Source organism: Enterococcus sp. DIV1059_2, from assembly GCF_051713685.1.
GTDB classification, from domain to species: domain Bacteria; phylum Bacillota; class Bacilli; order Lactobacillales; family Enterococcaceae; genus Enterococcus_D; species Enterococcus_D casseliflavus.
Map to the genome: position 1 here is coordinate 3,395,619 of NZ_JBIOQK010000001.1, position 17,400 is coordinate 3,413,018.

Annotated in this window: 19 protein-coding genes; 2 read left to right on the forward strand and 17 right to left on the reverse strand. The window is 42.3% G+C overall.

All coding sequences use genetic code 11. The annotated features are described in order from the left end of the window. Positions 1-26: 26 nt before the first annotated feature. Both macP and IGI72_RS16045 read right to left on the reverse strand, forming a co-directional pair. Positions 27-323, reverse strand: a complete 297-nt coding sequence (macP, locus tag IGI72_RS16040; protein WP_005227820.1) for a cell wall synthase accessory phosphoprotein MacP — start codon at positions 321-323, stop codon at positions 27-29. After that, positions 316-894 carry an NUDIX hydrolase gene (locus IGI72_RS16045; protein ID WP_005227818.1) on the reverse strand — a complete coding sequence of 193 codons (579 nt, stop codon included), beginning with the start codon at positions 892-894 and terminating at the stop codon, positions 316-318. The genes macP and IGI72_RS16045 overlap by 8 nt, the downstream gene beginning before the upstream one ends. A 218-nt stretch (positions 895-1,112) precedes the next feature. Here IGI72_RS16045 and IGI72_RS16050 point away from each other — a divergent pair, with 218 nt between their 5' ends. Together IGI72_RS16050 and IGI72_RS16055 are read left to right on the forward strand one after the other, a co-directional pair. Next, the gene (locus tag IGI72_RS16050) at positions 1,113-1,754 is read left to right on the forward strand and encodes a 5-bromo-4-chloroindolyl phosphate hydrolysis family protein (RefSeq protein WP_010749055.1); all 642 of its coding nucleotides are present in this window, start codon (positions 1,113-1,115) and stop codon (positions 1,752-1,754) included. A 97-nt stretch (positions 1,755-1,851) separates the two neighbouring features. Beyond that, positions 1,852-3,045: a toxic anion resistance protein gene (locus IGI72_RS16055; RefSeq protein ID WP_005227814.1), complete on the forward strand. Its 1,194-nt coding sequence runs from the start codon at positions 1,852-1,854 to the stop codon at positions 3,043-3,045. Between the two features lie 102 nt (positions 3,046-3,147). Here the strand turns inward: IGI72_RS16055 and IGI72_RS16060 are convergent, their stop codons facing one another. The 15 genes from IGI72_RS16060 to IGI72_RS16130 form a co-directional block, all read right to left on the reverse strand. Next, positions 3,148-4,065, reverse strand: a complete 918-nt coding sequence (locus IGI72_RS16060) for a D-ribose ABC transporter substrate-binding protein (protein ID WP_074934049.1) — start codon at positions 4,063-4,065, stop codon at positions 3,148-3,150. 18 nt (positions 4,066-4,083) lie between these two features. Beyond that, positions 4,084-5,037: an ABC transporter permease gene (locus IGI72_RS16065; RefSeq protein WP_086337773.1), complete on the reverse strand. Its 954-nt coding sequence runs from the start codon at positions 5,035-5,037 to the stop codon at positions 4,084-4,086. 1 nt (position 5,038) lies between these two features. Continuing rightward, on the reverse strand, positions 5,039-6,523 hold the full coding sequence (locus IGI72_RS16070) for a sugar ABC transporter ATP-binding protein (RefSeq protein WP_428206799.1): 1,485 nt from the start codon (positions 6,521-6,523) through the stop codon (positions 5,039-5,041). Between the two features lie 19 nt (positions 6,524-6,542). Continuing rightward, the gene (rbsD, locus tag IGI72_RS16075; protein ID WP_074934048.1) at positions 6,543-6,938 is read right to left on the reverse strand and encodes a D-ribose pyranase; all 396 of its coding nucleotides are present in this window, start codon (positions 6,936-6,938) and stop codon (positions 6,543-6,545) included. Further along, a complete protein-coding gene (gene rbsK, locus IGI72_RS16080) occupies positions 6,913-7,818 on the reverse strand; it encodes a ribokinase (RefSeq protein ID WP_438754761.1) in 906 nt (301 codons plus the stop codon). The genes rbsD and rbsK overlap by 26 nt, the downstream gene beginning before the upstream one ends. Continuing rightward, positions 7,811-8,797, reverse strand: a complete 987-nt coding sequence (locus tag IGI72_RS16085; protein ID WP_438754763.1) for a LacI family DNA-binding transcriptional regulator — start codon at positions 8,795-8,797, stop codon at positions 7,811-7,813. The genes rbsK and IGI72_RS16085 overlap by 8 nt, the downstream gene beginning before the upstream one ends. Positions 8,798-9,026: 229 nt before the next feature. Further along, positions 9,027-10,358 (reverse strand): sensor histidine kinase, encoded by a 1,332-nt coding sequence (locus tag IGI72_RS16090; protein WP_438754765.1) that lies wholly within the window; start codon positions 10,356-10,358, stop codon positions 9,027-9,029. Next, on the reverse strand, positions 10,352-11,038 hold the full coding sequence (locus tag IGI72_RS16095; protein ID WP_015510460.1) for a response regulator transcription factor: 687 nt from the start codon (positions 11,036-11,038) through the stop codon (positions 10,352-10,354). The genes IGI72_RS16090 and IGI72_RS16095 overlap by 7 nt, the downstream gene beginning before the upstream one ends. Positions 11,039-11,113: 75 nt before the next feature. Then, positions 11,114-11,272 (reverse strand): hypothetical protein, encoded by a 159-nt coding sequence (locus tag IGI72_RS16100; RefSeq protein ID WP_005233508.1) that lies wholly within the window; start codon positions 11,270-11,272, stop codon positions 11,114-11,116. A gap of 41 nt (positions 11,273-11,313) precedes the next feature. Continuing rightward, the gene (locus IGI72_RS16105; protein ID WP_438754767.1) at positions 11,314-12,627 is read right to left on the reverse strand and encodes a PASTA domain-containing protein; all 1,314 of its coding nucleotides are present in this window, start codon (positions 12,625-12,627) and stop codon (positions 11,314-11,316) included. Then, positions 12,620-13,294: an ABC transporter ATP-binding protein gene (locus IGI72_RS16110; RefSeq protein ID WP_438754769.1), complete on the reverse strand. Its 675-nt coding sequence runs from the start codon at positions 13,292-13,294 to the stop codon at positions 12,620-12,622. Before IGI72_RS16110 ends, IGI72_RS16105 begins: the two co-directional genes overlap by 8 nt. Positions 13,295-13,306: 12 nt before the next feature. Next, positions 13,307-14,770, reverse strand: a complete 1,464-nt coding sequence (locus IGI72_RS16115; protein ID WP_034870298.1) for an ABC transporter permease — start codon at positions 14,768-14,770, stop codon at positions 13,307-13,309. A 473-nt stretch (positions 14,771-15,243) separates the two neighbouring features. Beyond that, a complete protein-coding gene (locus IGI72_RS16120; protein ID WP_438754771.1) occupies positions 15,244-15,855 on the reverse strand; it encodes an AAA family ATPase in 612 nt (203 codons plus the stop codon). A 14-nt stretch (positions 15,856-15,869) separates the two neighbouring features. Next, the gene (locus IGI72_RS16125) at positions 15,870-16,601 is read right to left on the reverse strand and encodes a GntR family transcriptional regulator (protein WP_438754774.1); all 732 of its coding nucleotides are present in this window, start codon (positions 16,599-16,601) and stop codon (positions 15,870-15,872) included. A gap of 20 nt (positions 16,602-16,621) precedes the next feature. Continuing rightward, the gene (locus IGI72_RS16130) at positions 16,622-17,383 is read right to left on the reverse strand and encodes an SDR family NAD(P)-dependent oxidoreductase (protein WP_438754776.1); all 762 of its coding nucleotides are present in this window, start codon (positions 17,381-17,383) and stop codon (positions 16,622-16,624) included. Positions 17,384-17,400: the final 17 nt, after the last annotated feature.

Consider the following 17,400-nt stretch of genomic DNA (forward strand, 5'->3'; position numbering starts at 1 on the left):
GCGGCTTTTTCTTAGTACTAGAAGAATCACAACAAAAAGATCGCTAAACCAACGACGACTAACAATAAAGTGACGATCACAATGGCTTTCATTAAAAAACGGTTCAGATCCCGAGATTTCTGGTTCTCACCGGCACGGGTCTTCGTGATTTCTTTGTTTTTCTTGCGCACTTTTCGGTAGTGGTTATCAATTTGTTTTTCTTTTTGTTTCCATTCTTTCTTGCTTTGTTTTTCTACGATTTGCTGATTGCGTTCAGCTGCCGCTTGTTCTTCTTCGCGTCTGCGTCGAAGCTCACTGCGGGTGATCAATGGTTCTTTAGGCAAGTCCGTTCCTCCGTTTCAATTCCAGCAACTCCCAAAATTGGATCGCAAACACGGTCTTCGCATCACAGATCGTTCCATCAGCGATAGCGGCTTGTGCTTGCTCTAAGGTCAATTCATAGACTTCCAGCACTTCATCTTCGTCTTGCGGTAAGGGATTTGTCACTTTTTCCAGCTCTTTGGCATAATAGACGTGCAAGAGCTCATTAGCAAAGCCTGGTGAAAGGTACATAGAAGAAACGTGCTCCAGCGTTTTTGCACGATAGCCAGTCTCTTCTTCTAATTCCCGGGCGCCAGTCAAATCTGGACGAGCACCTTCTCCTGGATCGATTTTTCCTGCTGGTATCTCTAAAATCACTCGCTCTAACGGTTTTCTGAATTGACGAACGAACAGCATCTTGTTCTCACTTGTCAAGGCGATCACGGCAACACCGCCAGGGTGAAAGACAAGTTCGCGTTTACTGGTCCCGCCATTTGGCAAGGAGACATCATCAACGACCACATCAATGATCTTGCCATGGAAAATTTCATTCCGTTGGATCGTTTTTTCTTCAAAATCTTTAAATTCTAACATCTATCGACACCTAACTTTCCTCATACGTCTTATCTATCAAACACTTTAGCATAATTTAGAAAAAATATCTTCTTAAGAAATAGCAAGAAAGCTTATGAATTTACTAAAAATCGGAAAATCCACCCCAAGTCTGATATTTTTCTTTTAGTGAACATGCTAAAATAAAGATGTCGAATAACCCAATCTACTTGTCCAAGAGATTTTTAGGAGGAGGAAAAATGAAAAAAAACATCTGGCTGATCGTTGGTGCGATCGTCCTCATCAGTATTATTTTTAACGTAGTAGGCGATTCATTTGCGAGCCTATTATTAATCGTCGGTGCGATTTTAGTCTACGTCGGTATTAGAGGGCGTAAAGTTCCAGCAGCCGATCCACAAGTTTTGCCTTCTTTAACGAGAGAACGAGAAGCCCATTACTTGAAAAGCGGAATGACTGCTCGTGAGATCGAATTGTTCCGTGAAACGATGAATCAGACGAAACACCAAATCGATAAATACCAAAAAAATATCACTAGTAATAACAAGTTAAAAGCCATTGACTTGCGTCACGATGCCTTGCGTGCCTCAAAAGCTCTTTTCAAAGAACTCGTGAAAGAACCGACCAAACTGCCTTTGGCAAGTCATTTCCTTTATACCCACTTGCCCAACATGGTCGATTTGACCGATAAGTTCATTGAAATCAATAGCCATGAGATCAAAAGTCGTGAGACCTATGATAAAATCGAGGAAAGCACCCAAATCATCGAGCAAATGGCTTCCTTGATCGCCAAAGACTACTCCCAATTTGTAGCAGACGATCTTGATGACATGGATGTTGAGTTATCCATTGCCAAACAAAGCATAAAACGAGATAATGAATAGGGATAGATTCTGATTGGCAACAAGAAAAGAATCTAAAAAAAAATCTAGCCCAGGCTAGATTTTTTTCGAAAGCAGACAATTATTAGGAGGAGTTATTATGAGTGAAACACCAAATCAAGTAAAACCCGTAACGGATACGCTTGACGATTTATTGAACAACCCATTTTCAACCCCTGTCGACACTTTGACCACCACTCAACAAGCGGAAATCAGTCAGCTGAAAGAACAGCAAACGGCACCGCGTTTGATTGATAAATTACCGCCAGAGCGTCAAGCACAGGCCCAAGAATTAGCCAGCAAAATCGATGCGACCGACCAGCAAGCGGTCATCACCTATGGTGCAGCTGCCCAAACCAAACTTGGAGAGTTTTCCCAATCCATGTTGAACCATGTCCAAGCAGCTGATATCGGCCCTGTGGGCGACTCATTGACGGAGTTGATGTATCGCTTGCAAGAAGCCAATCCAGACGAACTGCGTGCAGGGGAAGGCAACTTATTCAAGCGAATGTTTGGTAAAGTAAAACAATCCATTTTTGAAATCACCGCTAAATACCAAAAAATCGGTGCCCAAATCGACAAGATCGCCGTCAAATTGGATAAAGAAAAAGACGGTTTGCTAAAAGACAACATGATGTTGGAACAGTTGTATCAAAAGAACAAAGATTACTTTGATGCATTGAACATCTACATTGCCGCTGGCGAGTTGAAGATGCAAGAATTGCAAACCAAAATCATTCCTGAAGCCATGAAAAAAGCAGAAGAAACGAATGATCAAATGGACGTACAGATCGCCAACGATTACACGCAATTTCTTGATCGTTTAGACAAACGGACTCATGACTTGCGCTTGGCACGTCAAATCACGATCCAACAGGCACCGCAAATTCGCCTGATCCAAAACACGAACCAAGCGTTAGCAGAAAAAATCCAAGCTTCTGTCAATACAGCGATCCCACTATGGAAAAACCAAGTGGTCATTGCCTTGACTTTATTGCGTCAAAAAGATGCAGTTACGGCACAACGCCAAGTTTCTGAGACCACCAATGATCTATTGAAGAAAAACTCAGAAATGTTGAAAGTTTCTGCTATTGAAACAGCGAAAGAAAACGAGCGCGGCATCGTCGATATCGAAACCTTGCAAAAAACACAAAACGACCTTGTGGAAACGATCCAAGAAACATTACGGATCCAAAAAGAAGGAAAAGAAAAACGTCGTGCTGCCGAAGTGGAATTGGGTCATCTAGAAGAAGACTTGAAAGACCGCTTATTGGATTTAACCAGCAACAAGTAAACGAAACGCCACACATGAAAGAAAGCCCCTCTTTGGTGACCTAAATGGTCAGCCAAAGAGGGGCTTTCGATGTTGAAAGTAGGAACTGCATTGAGCGTCTACCTATTTTTTCACCAACTCTAATGGTGAATCGATTTGTTCAGCGACTGTTTTTCCTTGGAAATGGTCAAACGCTGCCTGCAATGCAAGGCGGCCCATTTCTTCTGGTTTTTGAGCGATCGTTGCCGTCATTCTACCTTCTTCGATGGCTTTGAGTCCGTCTTCAGTACCGTCAAACCCGACAATCACTACGCCTTCTCGGTTTCCCATCGCTTCGGCTGCCCCTAAAGCCATTTCATCGTTTTGAGCAAAGACGCCTTGAATGTCATTGTTTGCTTGGAGGATATTTTCCATAACCGTTAATCCTTCTGCTCGATTGAAGTTTGCGGATTGCTTTTCAACAACATCCAGTTTGTCTTTAGCATAATCATCAAAGCCTTTTCCTCGCTCTCTGGTTGCAGAAGCGCCAGGGACGCCTTCAAGTTCTACCACTTTTGCGTTTTCCCCTAATTGTTCGAGAATAAATTCTGCTGCCATTTTTCCACCTTCTTCGTTATTGGAGGCAACCGTCGTCAAAAGCGTTCCTCCATCGCTACTACGGTCGATGGCAATAACTGGGATGTTGGCATTATTAGCGGCTTCAACAGCCGGGACGATAGCAGCAGAATCAACGGGATTGATCAAAAGCACATCCACGCCTTGTTGGATCAAATCATCAATATCATTGCTTTGCTTGGCAGTATCATCTTGGGCATCAACAAAGCGTACATCGGTGTCATTTTCCTCAGCCAATTGATTGATCCCCTCTTGCATGGAAACAAAAAACGGATTATTGAGGGTGGAGATCGATACACCAACTGTCAATTCTGAAGCTGCTTTTTCCTCACTTTGTGTCTCACTACTGCCACCGTTGTCCAATGTTGCCGCTCCACATCCAGAAAGTACCAATACGCCTGCTGCCAATAAAAACATTTTTTTCATAATAGATCCTCCTATTTTTTATTTCCTTTTCCGATCCAGTAACACTGCAATTACGATCACGATCCCTTTAACGATTTGTTGATAAAAACTTGAGACACCCAATAGATTTAGACCATTGTTCAACGTACCAATGATCAATGCCCCGATCAACGTGCCAAAAATTCTGCCTCTTCCACCAGATAAGCTCGTACCACCTAAAACGACTGCTGCAATCGCATCCATTTCATAGGCTTGCCCTGCTGTTGGTTGCGCAGAATTCAACCTAGAAGTGATGATCATGCCACTGATTGAAGCCATCAATCCGGAGATCGAATAAATGATCAGTTTTATCTTATCGATTTTCACCCCAGCAATAAAAGCGGCCTTTTCATTGCCACCGATGGCATAGGTTTTTCGTCCGAAGGCGGTGCGATGAAGCAACAAGAACAAAAGAAAGAACACGAGAAACATCAATACGACTGGAAAAGGAATCCCGAAAAGATACCCACGACCAATAAAGCTGAATAGAAAGCTGTCACCTAGTCCAGTGATTGGATTTCCATTGGTGTACACTAAGGTAGCGCCCCGATAGATCGTCATCGTTGCTAAGGTTGCGATAAACGGCGCCATTTTTCCTTTTGAGATCAGTAGTCCATTCAACGCACCAAGGATCGCTCCGCTTAGTAACCCAATCAAAATAGCGACTAAAGGTGACACCCCATTGGCCATCATTCCTGCTGTCAAGGCACTGGAAAGTGCCAAGGTGGACCCTACAGACAAATCAATGCCCCCAGTCAAAATGACAAAGGTCATTCCGAATGCAATAAAGCCATTCGCTGCGACTTGCCGCAAAAGATTCAACAAATTACTGGGTGATAAAAAACTTGGATTTAAGGCAGTGACAGCAGCCACTAGAGCAATCAAAGCGAGTAAAGGTCCCAATTTACTAATTGATTCCGAGAGTTGTTTTGTTTTCATACCACTTTTTTCCATATTAGTTTCCTCCTGTCGCATACGTCATGATCTTCTCTTGTGTGGCTTCTTGCCGAGAGAGTTCCCCTGATATTTTTCCTTCGTGTAAAACAATGATGCGATCGCTAACACCTAGCACTTCTGGTAGATCACTAGAAACCATCAAAATCGCAATACCACGTTCCGCTAACTCATTCATCAGCTGATAAATCTCTCGTTTGGCACCAACGTCTACTCCGCGTGTCGGTTCATCTAAAATCAATACTTTTGGTCCGACACCGATCCACTTCGCCAAAACCACTTTTTGCTGATTTCCACCAGAAAGCTCGCTGGCTAAATTCTGGGCACTCATCGTTTTGATGCGTAAGCGCTCGATCATTAACGCAACGAAACTGGCTTCAGTCTTGCTATCGACCATGCCTGTTTTGACAAAATTATCAATGCTGGGCAAACTGATATTATCGGTCAGGGAAAAGTCTAAGACCAAGCCTTCCGTTTTCCGATTTTCTGTTAGAAAGCCAAAGCCATTGGCGATTGCCTTTGAAGGCGAAGAATTTTTCACTTCTTGCCCTTCGACGATTAAGGTACCGCTTTCAATTTCATCTAAACCAAATATTCCTCGCATGACTTCTGTGCGTCCAGCACCCATTAAACCTGAGAACCCAAGGATCTCACCTGCTCTGACTTGAAAATTGATGCCTTGGTAAACTTTAGAAGCGGCTGTTAAATTTTTTACTTCAAAAACGACTTCACCGATCTGCGCTTGTTTTTCTGGATAATAATCAGCTAACTCTCTACCGACCATTTTCTTCACGACCTCTTCCATCGTCGTATCCTGCGTCTTTTTCGTATCGATCGATAGACCATCCCGCATCACAGTGATCTTGTCACTTATTTTGAAAATCTCCTCCATTCGGTGAGAGATATAAACGATCGCTACGCCGTTTTCTTTCAAGCGACGAATGATTTGAAACAAATTATTAATTTCCTTATCCGACAAGGCAGCAGTCGGTTCATCCATGATCAACACCTTGGCATCAGTCATCAGCGCTTTCGTGATCTCGATCATTTGCTGTTGACCGACTGATAGTTCATCCACTTCTTTTTGAAGGGGGATCTGAATCCCTAACTGTTCAAAGACTGCCTGCGCTTTGCTTGCCATTTTCTTCGTATCTAGTAGCCCAAAGGTGGTTTTCAATTCCCGATTCAAGAATAAGTTATCCAATACAGTCATCTGTTCCCAGTTATTCATTTCTTGATGGATAAAGCTCACACCGGCTTGTTCGGCTTCCTTCGGATCGGCGTAGTTCGTTTCTTTGCCATCGATCAAAATCGTCCCTGCATCTTTGGCATGTAACCCAGTTAAAATGTTCATCAACGTTGACTTGCCTGCCCCATTTTCTCCCATTAGGGCATGGATTTCTCCAGGGTACAATGTTAGTGAGACATCTCTTAACACTTGATTCTTCCCAAAGGATTTCTCAATATTGCTCATCTCGACTTGCACATGATTTCCTCCTGTCTCTTTAGAAGATAACGGCTGCTTGTAAAATAATGTTTGAATAGGGTGTCGCTTCCCCTGTTCGAATAATGGCTTTGCTTTCCTTTGTTTCTTCTTTGAATGCCTCATGTGGAACAAAACGAATCGGAACATTCGGGAACGTTTTTTGAATCAATTGCCACTGCTCCGCATTCTCCGTTTTTATTTCCTCTGCTAAAACGATCGCCTCGACTGCCATCTCTTGTTGCATTACTAATAACACCTCTTCAAAACTCGGACTACCTAGTTTTAATGCCAGATCGATTTTTTTCACCCCTGTGGGTACTGGCAACCCCAAGTCCCCGATCGTAAGCTGATCGGTGTGGCCTAAATCCGCCAATAATTTGTCGATCTCACTATTTAATGCCCCATGCTTCTTCATACAATGGACTCTCCTTCATTTCCTTTAATGTAGGCATTCCGCCTTGAGCACCATATCCTTTGACGGAGATTGCTGCTGCTAAGTTGGCAAAGGCAATGGCGTTTTCTAAGGGAACACCTGCTAAAATCCCTACTGCTAATGCACCATTGAAGGTATCACCAGCTCCCGTAGTATCGACCGCAGCAACTGGAAAGGCAGGAACTAAGACCTCGGACTTCCCGTTGTGGAAAATCGCTCCTTTGGCACCTAGGGTAATGATCAATCGATTAGGGTAGGCTGCTAAAACGTCAGCAAGCTTTTGATTGGGGAAAAGTAACTTAAACTCATGTTCATTAGGGGTCAGATACCCCACCTTAGATAACATACGCGGATTGAGCTTTCTCGCAGGTGCTGGATTATATAAAACAGGGATTTTTGCTTCCCAACACCAGTCGATGATGGCTTCATTGGCTTCTTGGGGAATCTCGTTTTGCAAAATCACTAAATCAGCCTCTGTGATGTTTCCTTTTATTTCGGAAAAGCGAGCTAAATCAAGCGCATTATTGGCACCGGGTATGACAATGATGCTATTGTCATTTTCATGCAAAATGATATGCGCGGCACCAGATGGAAAATGTGTAACGGGTTCCACATTCTCCGTAGAAACGCCGTTCACGTTTAAGTTTTCGACGATTTCATTTCCGAAACGATCGGTTCCTACATGGCCTAGCATTGCTACTTCTGCGCCTAAACGGCTAGCGGCGATGGCTTGGTTTGCTCCTTTGCCGCCAAAATTCGTGTCAAATTTTTCCCCAAAAACCGTTTCTCCTTGATTGGGTTTCACCTTCGTAGTGACTACAAAATCTGTTGCCATACTACCAATGACGATGATCTTATTCAATTGGCGTTCCTCCATTTCTTACTGTCTCTCTTTCTTCTAAATGAACAGGAAGGATGATTTTTTTCTGTTCAATAAATTGATCGTTGATCAATGCAAAGAGCATTTCTGCTCCTTTGTAACCTACTTGGTAAGCAGGCTGATGGATCGTCGTCAAGCGTGGCACCACCAATTTACTGATGGGAATATCGTCATAGCCGATCACTTGAAGTTGTTCTGGGATCTTTACGCCATGATGATAAGCCTCTTGCATGATGGCAATCGCATGGGTATCACTTGGGGCAACCACACTATCGACAGTGGGATGTTCTAAAAAAACTTGTTTCGCTGTCAAGGTCGCATCCTCTAAGAGAAAGGATGTAGATTTCACTAGTGCATAAGGAACTTGTGCTTTTTTCAATGTGTATTCAACACTCAATAAACGATCCCGAGCACGGGTGACAGATTCAGGCCCAGCAATCACGACTACCTTTTTGGGGTCACCTTTTAAGATCGCTTCAGCAGCAAGTTCGCCACCTTGAAGGTCATCCGAATAAACCCCATATTCGACATCTTGATCGATCCGATCCAAGACGACCGTCGGAATATTGCTTTGGGTACGATTTTTATTTTCGACAGCGGAAAGAATCCCCGCCACATTGTTTTGCTCAAACGCACGTAAATATTCATTGGCTTTCTCATTGTCTTCTTGAATGTTGCCAAGGATGACTTGATAGCCTTTTTTTTGTAGAAAGTCTTCAACGCCTTTGGCTACTAGCGGAAAAAACGGGTTGGATATATCAGGAAGTAGCAAACCAATCAATTTTGACTTTTTCTGATACAGCGAACGTGCGACTTCATTGGGGGAATAATTCAATTCATTGATCGCCTGATGGATTTTCTCACGGGCTTTTTCGCTCACATAGCCAGTCCCATTCATGGCTCTTGAAACTGTCGCCACGGAAAGTCCAGCTAAATTGGCGACATCTTTAATTGTTGGCATGTTGCTCCCCTCCTGTGTAACCGATTACACACATATCATAGCCGAACTTTGTGAAAATTGCAAGGAGAAATAAAAAAACTTTTTTCCCTTGGTGTCCCCTTCTCCTAAAAAATGCGTTTTGCTGCATAAATAGCCGCATTTCGAGAAAGCGAGACTTTCTCGAAATGCGGCAAAAGATTTGATGAGCGCAGCGACATATCTTTTATTTCCTAACGGTAAAGCTCATTTTTCAATGAAATGAAACTTCAAAGTGATTGACGCCGTCTTGATCCACCGTCAAACTGATTTGTGCCTGCAGCATTTCTGTGATGGCTTTGGCGATGGCTAAACCTAACCCATAGCCACCGTCTTGATGGTTGCGAGAAGGATCCCCGCGGTAGAAGCGATCAAAGACATAGGGAATTTTTTCTTCAGGGATCGGGCAACCACTGTTGGACACTTGCAGCACCGTTTTTCGTTGGCGTTCAACGAGTGCCACTGTGACGGTTTCTCCAGTAGGTGTATATTTCAAGGCATTGTCTACCAAAATCATGGTCAATTGCCGTAAGGCTTGCTCATTGCTTTCAAGGCGCACCTGTTTAGCGATCTGTTCCTGATAGTGGATTCCTTTTTCCAGTGCAATGGCCTCCATGCTTTGATAAACACTTTGCACGACTTGACTGGCATCAATCACCGAACGCACGACTTCTTGCTCGGCACTTTCGAATTTGGTCAGCATCAATAAGCTATTTACTAGTTCATCCATCCGTTCGGAACCTAACTGGATGTTTTCCAGCCATTTCGTTTGGCTTTCCAAGGTTTCTTCTGGACTGCCAGCTAATACCTCAGCATTGACTTGAATGATCGCCAGTGGTGTTTTCAACTCATGGGAAGCGTTAGAAACAAACTCTTTTTGTTTGCGCCAAGCCAGCTCAACTGGTCGCAATGCCCGATTGGCGACATAGAAGCTAGCGATATAAATACTGACTAAGGCTAAGACCCCGATGAGCAAAAGCGTGGTTCTTAAGTTGCTTAGACTAGTTTTGTAGTCGGTGACATCAAAGAACAGCACTTGATAAAAAGGCTCGTAATTATTGATGCTGGTGGAATATTCCCCCGTCGAATCATGATTGATCGAATAATGACTAATGGAAGTCACCAAAAAGAGCGCATACCGCCAGTCTCGGTCATTTACCTTCACTTCATTGGGAATCTCCTCTTGTTTCGTTGCGGCATCGACCAAGGCTTCATAAAGATCACTCTCATCGACACCCTCATCAATACTTTGAATCACGACATCCATTTGATCCACGTCGACTAGAGCGATTTCTCTGAACTCACTGGTACTATTCGTGATGGTCAATATCATTGGATACTCTGGGTCTGTCAGTGATTGCCGGGCCTCCTCCTCATCCAACGGTACCGCAGCTAAGGAGTTGGCTTCTTGCGAAATCAATGATTGGATCTCGTTTTCAATTTGGGTGGCATTCAAAATATAGATAAAGGTAAAGGCACCTAAGACAATGATTGAGATCAACGCCATATTAAACCACAGCATTTTATTCCGTAATTTTTTTAACATGGCGGCTCCTTGCTCTGCAAAATATACCCCGCATTGCGGATCGTGCGAATGCCGATATCCGCTTCAAGCAGCGTCAGTTTTTTCCGCAGCAACGACACATAGATCTCAACGCGGTTTTCTTCCACATCGGGATCAAAGCCCCAAATCTTATTGATGATGGTTTCTTTTGATAAAATCACTTTAGGTCTGGATAAAAATAGCTCCATCAGTTTCATTTCTTTGGGTGACAGCACCACTTGATTGGTCGTCGTAGCCAACTGCAGCTCATTACGCGCCAAGACCACGTTGCCAAATGCTAACTGGTCTTCTTGATAATCCAAGTCTTTTCTTCTACTTAATGAACGAATCCGTGCCAGCAGCTCTTTCATTTGAAAAGGTTTCGTCAAGTAATCATCTGCCCCTGCATCCAAGCCGAGTACTTTGTCATCGACTTCGCTTTTGGCCGTTAACATAATAATCGGCGTGCGAATATTTTGCTTGCGTAACGTCTTTAGTAATGTGATCCCATCGATTTTTGGCAGCATGATATCCAAAACGAGAAGGTCATACACCCCACTTGCTGCGTAGTCCAACCCAGTCTCGCCATCATACGCCAAATCAACGGAATAATGCTGTTTTTTCAATAAGCTGGCAACCGCTTCTGCGATCGATGGCTCATCTTCTACGAATAAGATCCGCATCGGTCAGTCCCCCTTTTACACTCATCATTTCTTTTTTTCAATCACTTTTCGGTCAGCACAATCATTCCTGTAGGATCATTCCAATTGTTCTCCAATAAACCGTTCTGTTGAAACGATCCGCACGTGTTCGCTGGATTGATGAATCCACATGTGTAGCAACAATGCTACCATACCGCTTAACAAAAAGACAAACAGCTTTTTCCTAAGGTCTTGAAAATTCTCTTGATGACGCATGGGTTTCCTCCTTTTTGCAGGTCTTCGATAAATCCGCTCGGCTATTCTGGATCAGTAGCCGCTGGGGCTGTCTGATTGCCTAAGCTGATATCGAAGGTGATCGTATCTTCTAACGGTAAAAACTGATTGAACTTGCTCATCCCCACGATTGTCCCGTAGGGTTCTGCTGAATTGACATAACGGACTTGATAGCTGATGTTCGCCCCTTTTGAACGGAATTCATCAAAGAAAAGTTTTTGCAGATCCCCTTCAAGGAGCTCGCTTCGACGGTAATCTTTGATATACGGTTGACCTGCTGAATAGACGACTTCAATGCCTTGGTCATCTTTGCTGGTTAAAACGGTCCCGGCGGTCTCACTTTGCGAGATCAATTGTCCGTAAGGCAGACTCTGAGTAAACTGCATCCGCATCCGCACAGTAACACCCTCAACAGCGGCCTGGGCATCATCTGGTAAAATCGTTGAAAAGTCTGGTACGGTGACCCCTTTCCCTAGAGAAATCGTTACTTGAAACGCATCCCGTTTCGCGATTTTTTCTTTTGGTGCCACGCTTTGTTCAATGACTTTGCCTTCTTCCACAGTATCCGAAGCCTGTTCTTTGATTTCAAGCTCCAGCTCATGGGCTTTCCCCCAGGTTTCTACCTCTGCACGGGTTTTATCACGAAAGTCTGGTACTTCAATATCTTTTTCAAAGGTTTCTTCGCCTTTGGAATAAAAGACTCGTCCGACATCTCGACGATGATAGTTTTCTTGCGAGACTTCTTTATTGGTAAATTCTACTCGAATCGGTGCTTTTTCCTCGATCTCATCGTGGTATTCATCGACGATCGTCAAATTGCTGGCTTGATTTTTTTCGATCCACTCTGCTGCCTCGTCCCTCGTCATTTCCATAAAGTCTGGCAATGCCAATTTCTCTTCTGGATCTGGGCCTTGGCTCACCGTTAGATGCAGGGTGCTTCTTTTTCTGACTCGACTTCTGGCGGCTTCTTCTTGGGCGATCACTTGATTGGCTGGGGCTTCATCATAGGCAGGCGTCACATCGATCGCAAGATCATGTTCCGCCGCCCATTCCCTGACTTCTGAGATCTCTTTATCTACAAAGTTATCCAGTCGGACGTACGCCAATTGGAAAAATAAAAAGCCGCTGAGTAGAAGTAGTCCGAGTAATGCACCAAGCCCCAGCAGTCGTTTTTTCCGCCGTTTCTTTTTGAAGGAGGGATCGTGTTCGATCCCCTCTTCTAAAGAAGCTGAACCTTTTTCTTTGCGGGAAGCACGGGAAGAAGGTGCTTTAGCTGTAGCTGATTCCTTGTCTGGCTCTTTCGGGTCTTCTTCAAACTTCGATAAAAAATCACTCATAGGCCGTCAACTCGCCGTTTTTCAAATAAAAGGTCTGATCCGACTGCTTGGCAATTTCAGTCGAATGCGTCACTACGATGATGCACTTGTTGTGTAAAGCAGCTAAATCTTTAAAAATATCCACGATTTCTTGCTCCATGCCTTCATCCAAATTTCCCGTCGGCTCATCGGCTAAAATGATATCAACATTGGTCGCTAAGGCACGAGCGATGGCGACCCGCTGTTGTTCCCCACCGGAGAGCTGATTGACGAAACGATCAGCTTTCGTGGAGGTGATTCCGATATAATCCAACAAGCGATACGCAATTTGATCGTGTTGATCGGGGAGTTTGTTGTCTGAGATCGCCATCGAAACAAGGACATTTTCTAATGCCGTCAAATATGGGATCAAGTTGTAACTTTGAAAAATCAAACTGATCTTGTTGCGGCGATACTCTTCATAGCCGATCGTTTTGATATTTTTTCCTTCAAAAAATACTTCCCCATCGGTTGGTTGATCCAATGCGCTGATCAAGGAAAGAAAGGTGGTCTTTCCAGAGCCTGATTTCCCTAAAATCGTGTAAAATTTACCTTTTTCAAAGGAGATATTGGTTTTATCTAAAATCTTCCGACGATTCTCACCATCTTGGTAGTAATACGTCATCTCTTTGGTCTCTAAAATTGCCATGTTCTTCGCTCCTTACAGCATGATTTTTTTCGGATTCAAACGCAGAATATATAATAGCGGCACCACTGCCGAAAGCAAGATCGTCACGATCCCGGTCGCTAAAAAGGCAATGATATAAGGCAAGGTGTATTGAACGCGAAACGCTTCGTTGATCGTTGCTTGATCGATTTTCGGTACGCCCGCAACGCCCACAAAGAATTGCTCCACCCCTGCTTGATTTGCTTCTAGCATACTGCTGGATAACAAAGATTCAGAAACCATCTTGCCCAGCATATTCCCTGTGACCAAGGAGATCAGCATTGCACTGACACCAATCAACAGGAGTTCGAGCACGATTTGTGCAAACACGTATTTCCGTCGTTCCCCTAACGAAAGGTAGATGCCTAACTCATATTTCCGATCTCGGGTAAACAACACAATGATCAAGGAGATAATAATCAAGGAAGCAATCACCGCAATCACTACGACATATGAAGAAATTTGTGATAAGCGATTCATGCTGGTTCCCACACGATCGTACTCATCCGTAGAGGCATTGACCTTATAGCCATTTGGCAAGAGCGGAGTCACCTCTTGTTTGAATTGCTCTGCATCTTCTGGTTGATTCAAAATGAATTGTGGAGTGAAGAACTCCTCATCAGAACCAAAATCTGTCGCTGGAAACGCCGCTTGCTGGCCCGCACGTTCCTCTTCAACAATCGTTTTCACAGCATCATTGGGCATATAGATACGATTGAAGGGCCGATCATCAAATGCAAATGAGCTGACCATGCCATCTTGTCCTTGATCGTTCGCTTGTTCTAAGCTGGTATTTTTAAAGATCCCGACGATTTCGATTGGGTAATCATTGCCTTTTTGCTTCTCAGGGTCCATCCCTGACGAATAATCGACAAACTGTCCATCTAAGACCATAGTGTCTCCCACGGTCAAGCCGTTTTCCTGAGCAAGCTCTTCAGAAATCAAGCCGACACGTTTTCCCGTACGCTGCTCCTCTTCGTTAAAGAAGCGACCTTGCGTTAAATTCACCGTATCCTCTTCAAAATCTAACGGCTGTAGGAGATTGGTTCCTGTTAAATAGACCGCAGAAGGCATGCCCCCAACGATCATGACATTCTCATCTTCCTCTTGTGGGCTGAAACTATAGGGTTTGAAATTTTCAACAGCAATCACTGTTTCTCGCAAATAATCGTACTGCTTGACTTCGGAGCGTTCACCGATCTGCTTGATCAGCTCTTCTGACAGCGGCTGAATCTCCTCCATTCTTGCGCCGCTATCACTATTTGCCATCAACGCTTCATAATCGATCTCAATCGTTGCCAGTGAGCCTAATTGGTTTTTGATCTGCTTTTCGACATTTTGAGTCGATTGATTGACCGCAATTGCGCCAGCGATCACATTTCCTAATATCAGAATAACAGCAAACAATATCGCAGATTTCCCTCGCTTTCTCGTCACACTCAGCCATGCTCGTTTCATATAATTCACTTGCCAACATCCTCTCTTTTTTTCTCTAACAAAAGCATACTGGATGAACCTTTAGTGAATCTGTCATTTGCAAATTTTTTCAAAAAAAGCAGAATCGTAGGGAACGTTTGATAAAAAAGACTGTTGTTTCAATGATCGACTCAAGCAATCATCGGAATGTGAATGACAAAAGAACATACCTCCCAAAAGATTTCTTTGGGAGGCGATTTTATATTCAATTGTACAAAAAAGGGCATAATCTAAGTGTCAAGTTTATTATTATCAAAACCCCAAGATTATTTTATTGAAGCAAAAAAACTCAAATGTGTTTTCTTAATTCAATAGAATACAATTGATAATGTACATCTTAAAGTCAACGGCAGATATCTATTAAAGTCGCAATACCAGAAACCCCAACTAAAAAAATTTACCATTAAAGAATTAGGGAAGAACTGAGAATTTGATACTTATTTCTGTACTAAATATTAACTACATATCATTTTCTCTAATTTTGAGAATAGCAACTCATAATTAACTTGTGAAAAATCCGTTACATCTAGTTCATATAGAGTACCCAATGAAAAAGTATCGTATCCTCTTGTTATACATCGATGAACAAACTCTTTATAGTCTAGTAAGTTATCTGCATATTCTCGAATAATATGCAAATTGTCATCTTCACGATAATTAGTTAAAATGTGACCTAAGTGTCGGTTTTTATCTAAATCTCGATTCTTCTGTCTATCATAAAGAATATCTAAATCAGCAATTAGTCTAATAGTAATTACTTGATAACCATATTTATTGGTTAATTGTTCTAGCTTGTTTCTTTGCTTATCACTAAACGGATAATCAGAGAGTATACTCTCATCTCGCTGAAAAGCTTCCTCCATTTCCTGATAATATTCTTCCCAACTTCTCTGGATAAGTTTTTCCTTTTCACTAAGATTATTAAATCCATAAAAATCCCAATTTTTTTCCTTAAAATCATCTGGAGAAAGAAGCTTTACACCTGAAAATTTCTCCATAATCAAATTAGCTAAATAGGTTTTTCCTGTACCTGGAAAACCTGCTAATAAAATCAATGATTTTTTCACTTATTATCATTCCCTTATATAGTCAATTCTATCTCCAAATGGTATTTATCCGCTAAATAGTAGGTGTCTACGTATTCTCTTGGTACATCGTCAACATCAAAAGACACTCTTTTGATTCTGAGTAATGGCATTCCTTTGTTTACTCTCAGTATTTTCGAAATTTGATTGTCTGCAATAATCGAATAAATCTCTTGATGTGCATAAGACCATTGGATGTTATACGTTTTATCTAAGAAAACACGTAAAGATTCTTCTGAGAAATCTCGATTTAACATTTCTGGAACATATTCTTTTTCAAAATAATTGATTTCTAAGTAATAAGGCTCCTCACCACCATAACGAACCCTTTTTAAACAAATTAATTCTGTATCTTCCGTTATGTTTAAAGATTCCGCTATATTTTTTGATGCGCAGATTATACCGAACTCAATAATCTTTTTTCGAGATATAACAGTTGCTATTTTTCCTTTTTTAGAATATTTAGCAACTCGTTGCGGAGAATGTTTCGGATGAGTAGAGATGACTACTGTACCAAGACCTCTTTGTTTCTTAACAAAACCATCATTGGCAAGCATTTCCATTGATCGACGTGCTGTTGCTCGACTGACTTGATAAGTTTTCATCAGTTCACTCTCAGAAGGAATGCACTCTCCCACAGCATAAGTACCATTGATAATCCCTTGAAACAAGCGGTTATATAGTTGATAGTAAAGCTGCTCTCTCCCACTAAAATCCAGTGCAGTCATCTACTCCCATCCTCCTTAAATTAATCCATCCATTCTCCACCAACGAGATTAATTGATTGTCCAGTTAAGTAGCTCGATTGTTCAGACAATAAGAATACTGCGGTATTAATTACGTCTTGCATATCAACTAATCGATGCATTGGTATATTTTCTTTGAAGTAATCCATTACCTTTTCAGGATCAAGTTTCCGCTTCCTTGCATACTCATACTTTAAATTCTCCCACATCTCAGTATAGACGATTCCTGGACACATAGAATTCACACGAATATTTTGATCTGCAAATTCTTTTGCAATAGACTGTGTTAATCCTTGAACACCAAATTTGCTGGCACAATAAACCGTTTGCCAAGAACTAGCTTTTTTCCCTGACAATGACGACATGTTCAGAATTTCTCCACCACCATATTTCTGCATTCGCTCAATTGCAATTTGACAACACAAGAATGTTGCTTTTAAATTTACATTTATCGTCGAATCCCAAAGTTCTTCACTACTTTCCAAAAATGGAACTATTTTAGAAACCCCAGCAGAATTTACTAATGTTGTCAGAGGTCCGAAGATTTTCTCAACTTGATCCATCGCTTCTGTGATTTCTATTTTTGAAGTAACATCAACTTTATAATATGCAAGATTATAACCAACTTCCTCAACCAATTCAGTCCCCTTGGTTTCGTCTAGATCAAAAATAGCAACTCTTGCCCCACGATTTACAAAGTCTTTTGCCATAGCAGCTCCCATGCCACTACTCCCACCTGTTATCACAATTACTTTTCCATCCATTAAAATTACACACCTCT

Coding starts and splice junctions, on each gene's coding strand:
- IGI72_RS16045 (WP_005227818.1), bottom strand. CDS start 894: ATGTTAGAATTTAAAGATTTTGAAGAAAAAACGATCCAACGGAATGAA.
- IGI72_RS16050 (WP_010749055.1), top strand. CDS start 1,113: ATGAAAAAAAACATCTGGCTGATCGTTGGTGCGATCGTCCTCATCAGT.
- IGI72_RS16055 (WP_005227814.1), top strand. CDS start 1,852: ATGAGTGAAACACCAAATCAAGTAAAACCCGTAACGGATACGCTTGAC.
- IGI72_RS16060 (WP_074934049.1), bottom strand. CDS start 4,065: ATGAAAAAAATGTTTTTATTGGCAGCAGGCGTATTGGTACTTTCTGGA.
- IGI72_RS16065 (WP_086337773.1), bottom strand. CDS start 5,037: ATGGAAAAAAGTGGTATGAAAACAAAACAACTCTCGGAATCAATTAGT.
- rbsD (WP_074934048.1), bottom strand. CDS start 6,938: ATGAAGAAGCATGGGGCATTAAATAGTGAGATCGACAAATTATTGGCG.
- IGI72_RS16085 (WP_438754763.1), bottom strand. CDS start 8,797: ATGCCAACAATTAAAGATGTCGCCAATTTAGCTGGACTTTCCGTGGCG.
- IGI72_RS16090 (WP_438754765.1), bottom strand. CDS start 10,358: ATGTTAAAAAAATTACGGAATAAAATGCTGTGGTTTAATATGGCGTTG.
- IGI72_RS16095 (WP_015510460.1), bottom strand. CDS start 11,038: ATGCGGATCTTATTCGTAGAAGATGAGCCATCGATCGCAGAAGCGGTT.
- IGI72_RS16100 (WP_005233508.1), bottom strand. CDS start 11,272: ATGCGTCATCAAGAGAATTTTCAAGACCTTAGGAAAAAGCTGTTTGTC.
- IGI72_RS16105 (WP_438754767.1), bottom strand. CDS start 12,627: ATGAGTGATTTTTTATCGAAGTTTGAAGAAGACCCGAAAGAGCCAGAC.
- IGI72_RS16110 (WP_438754769.1), bottom strand. CDS start 13,294: ATGGCAATTTTAGAGACCAAAGAGATGACGTATTACTACCAAGATGGT.
- IGI72_RS16115 (WP_034870298.1), bottom strand. CDS start 14,770: ATGAAACGAGCATGGCTGAGTGTGACGAGAAAGCGAGGGAAATCTGCG.
- IGI72_RS16125 (WP_438754774.1), bottom strand. CDS start 16,601: ATGACTGCACTGGATTTTAGTGGGAGAGAGCAGCTTTACTATCAACTA.
- IGI72_RS16130 (WP_438754776.1), bottom strand. CDS start 17,383: ATGGATGGAAAAGTAATTGTGATAACAGGTGGGAGTAGTGGCATGGGA.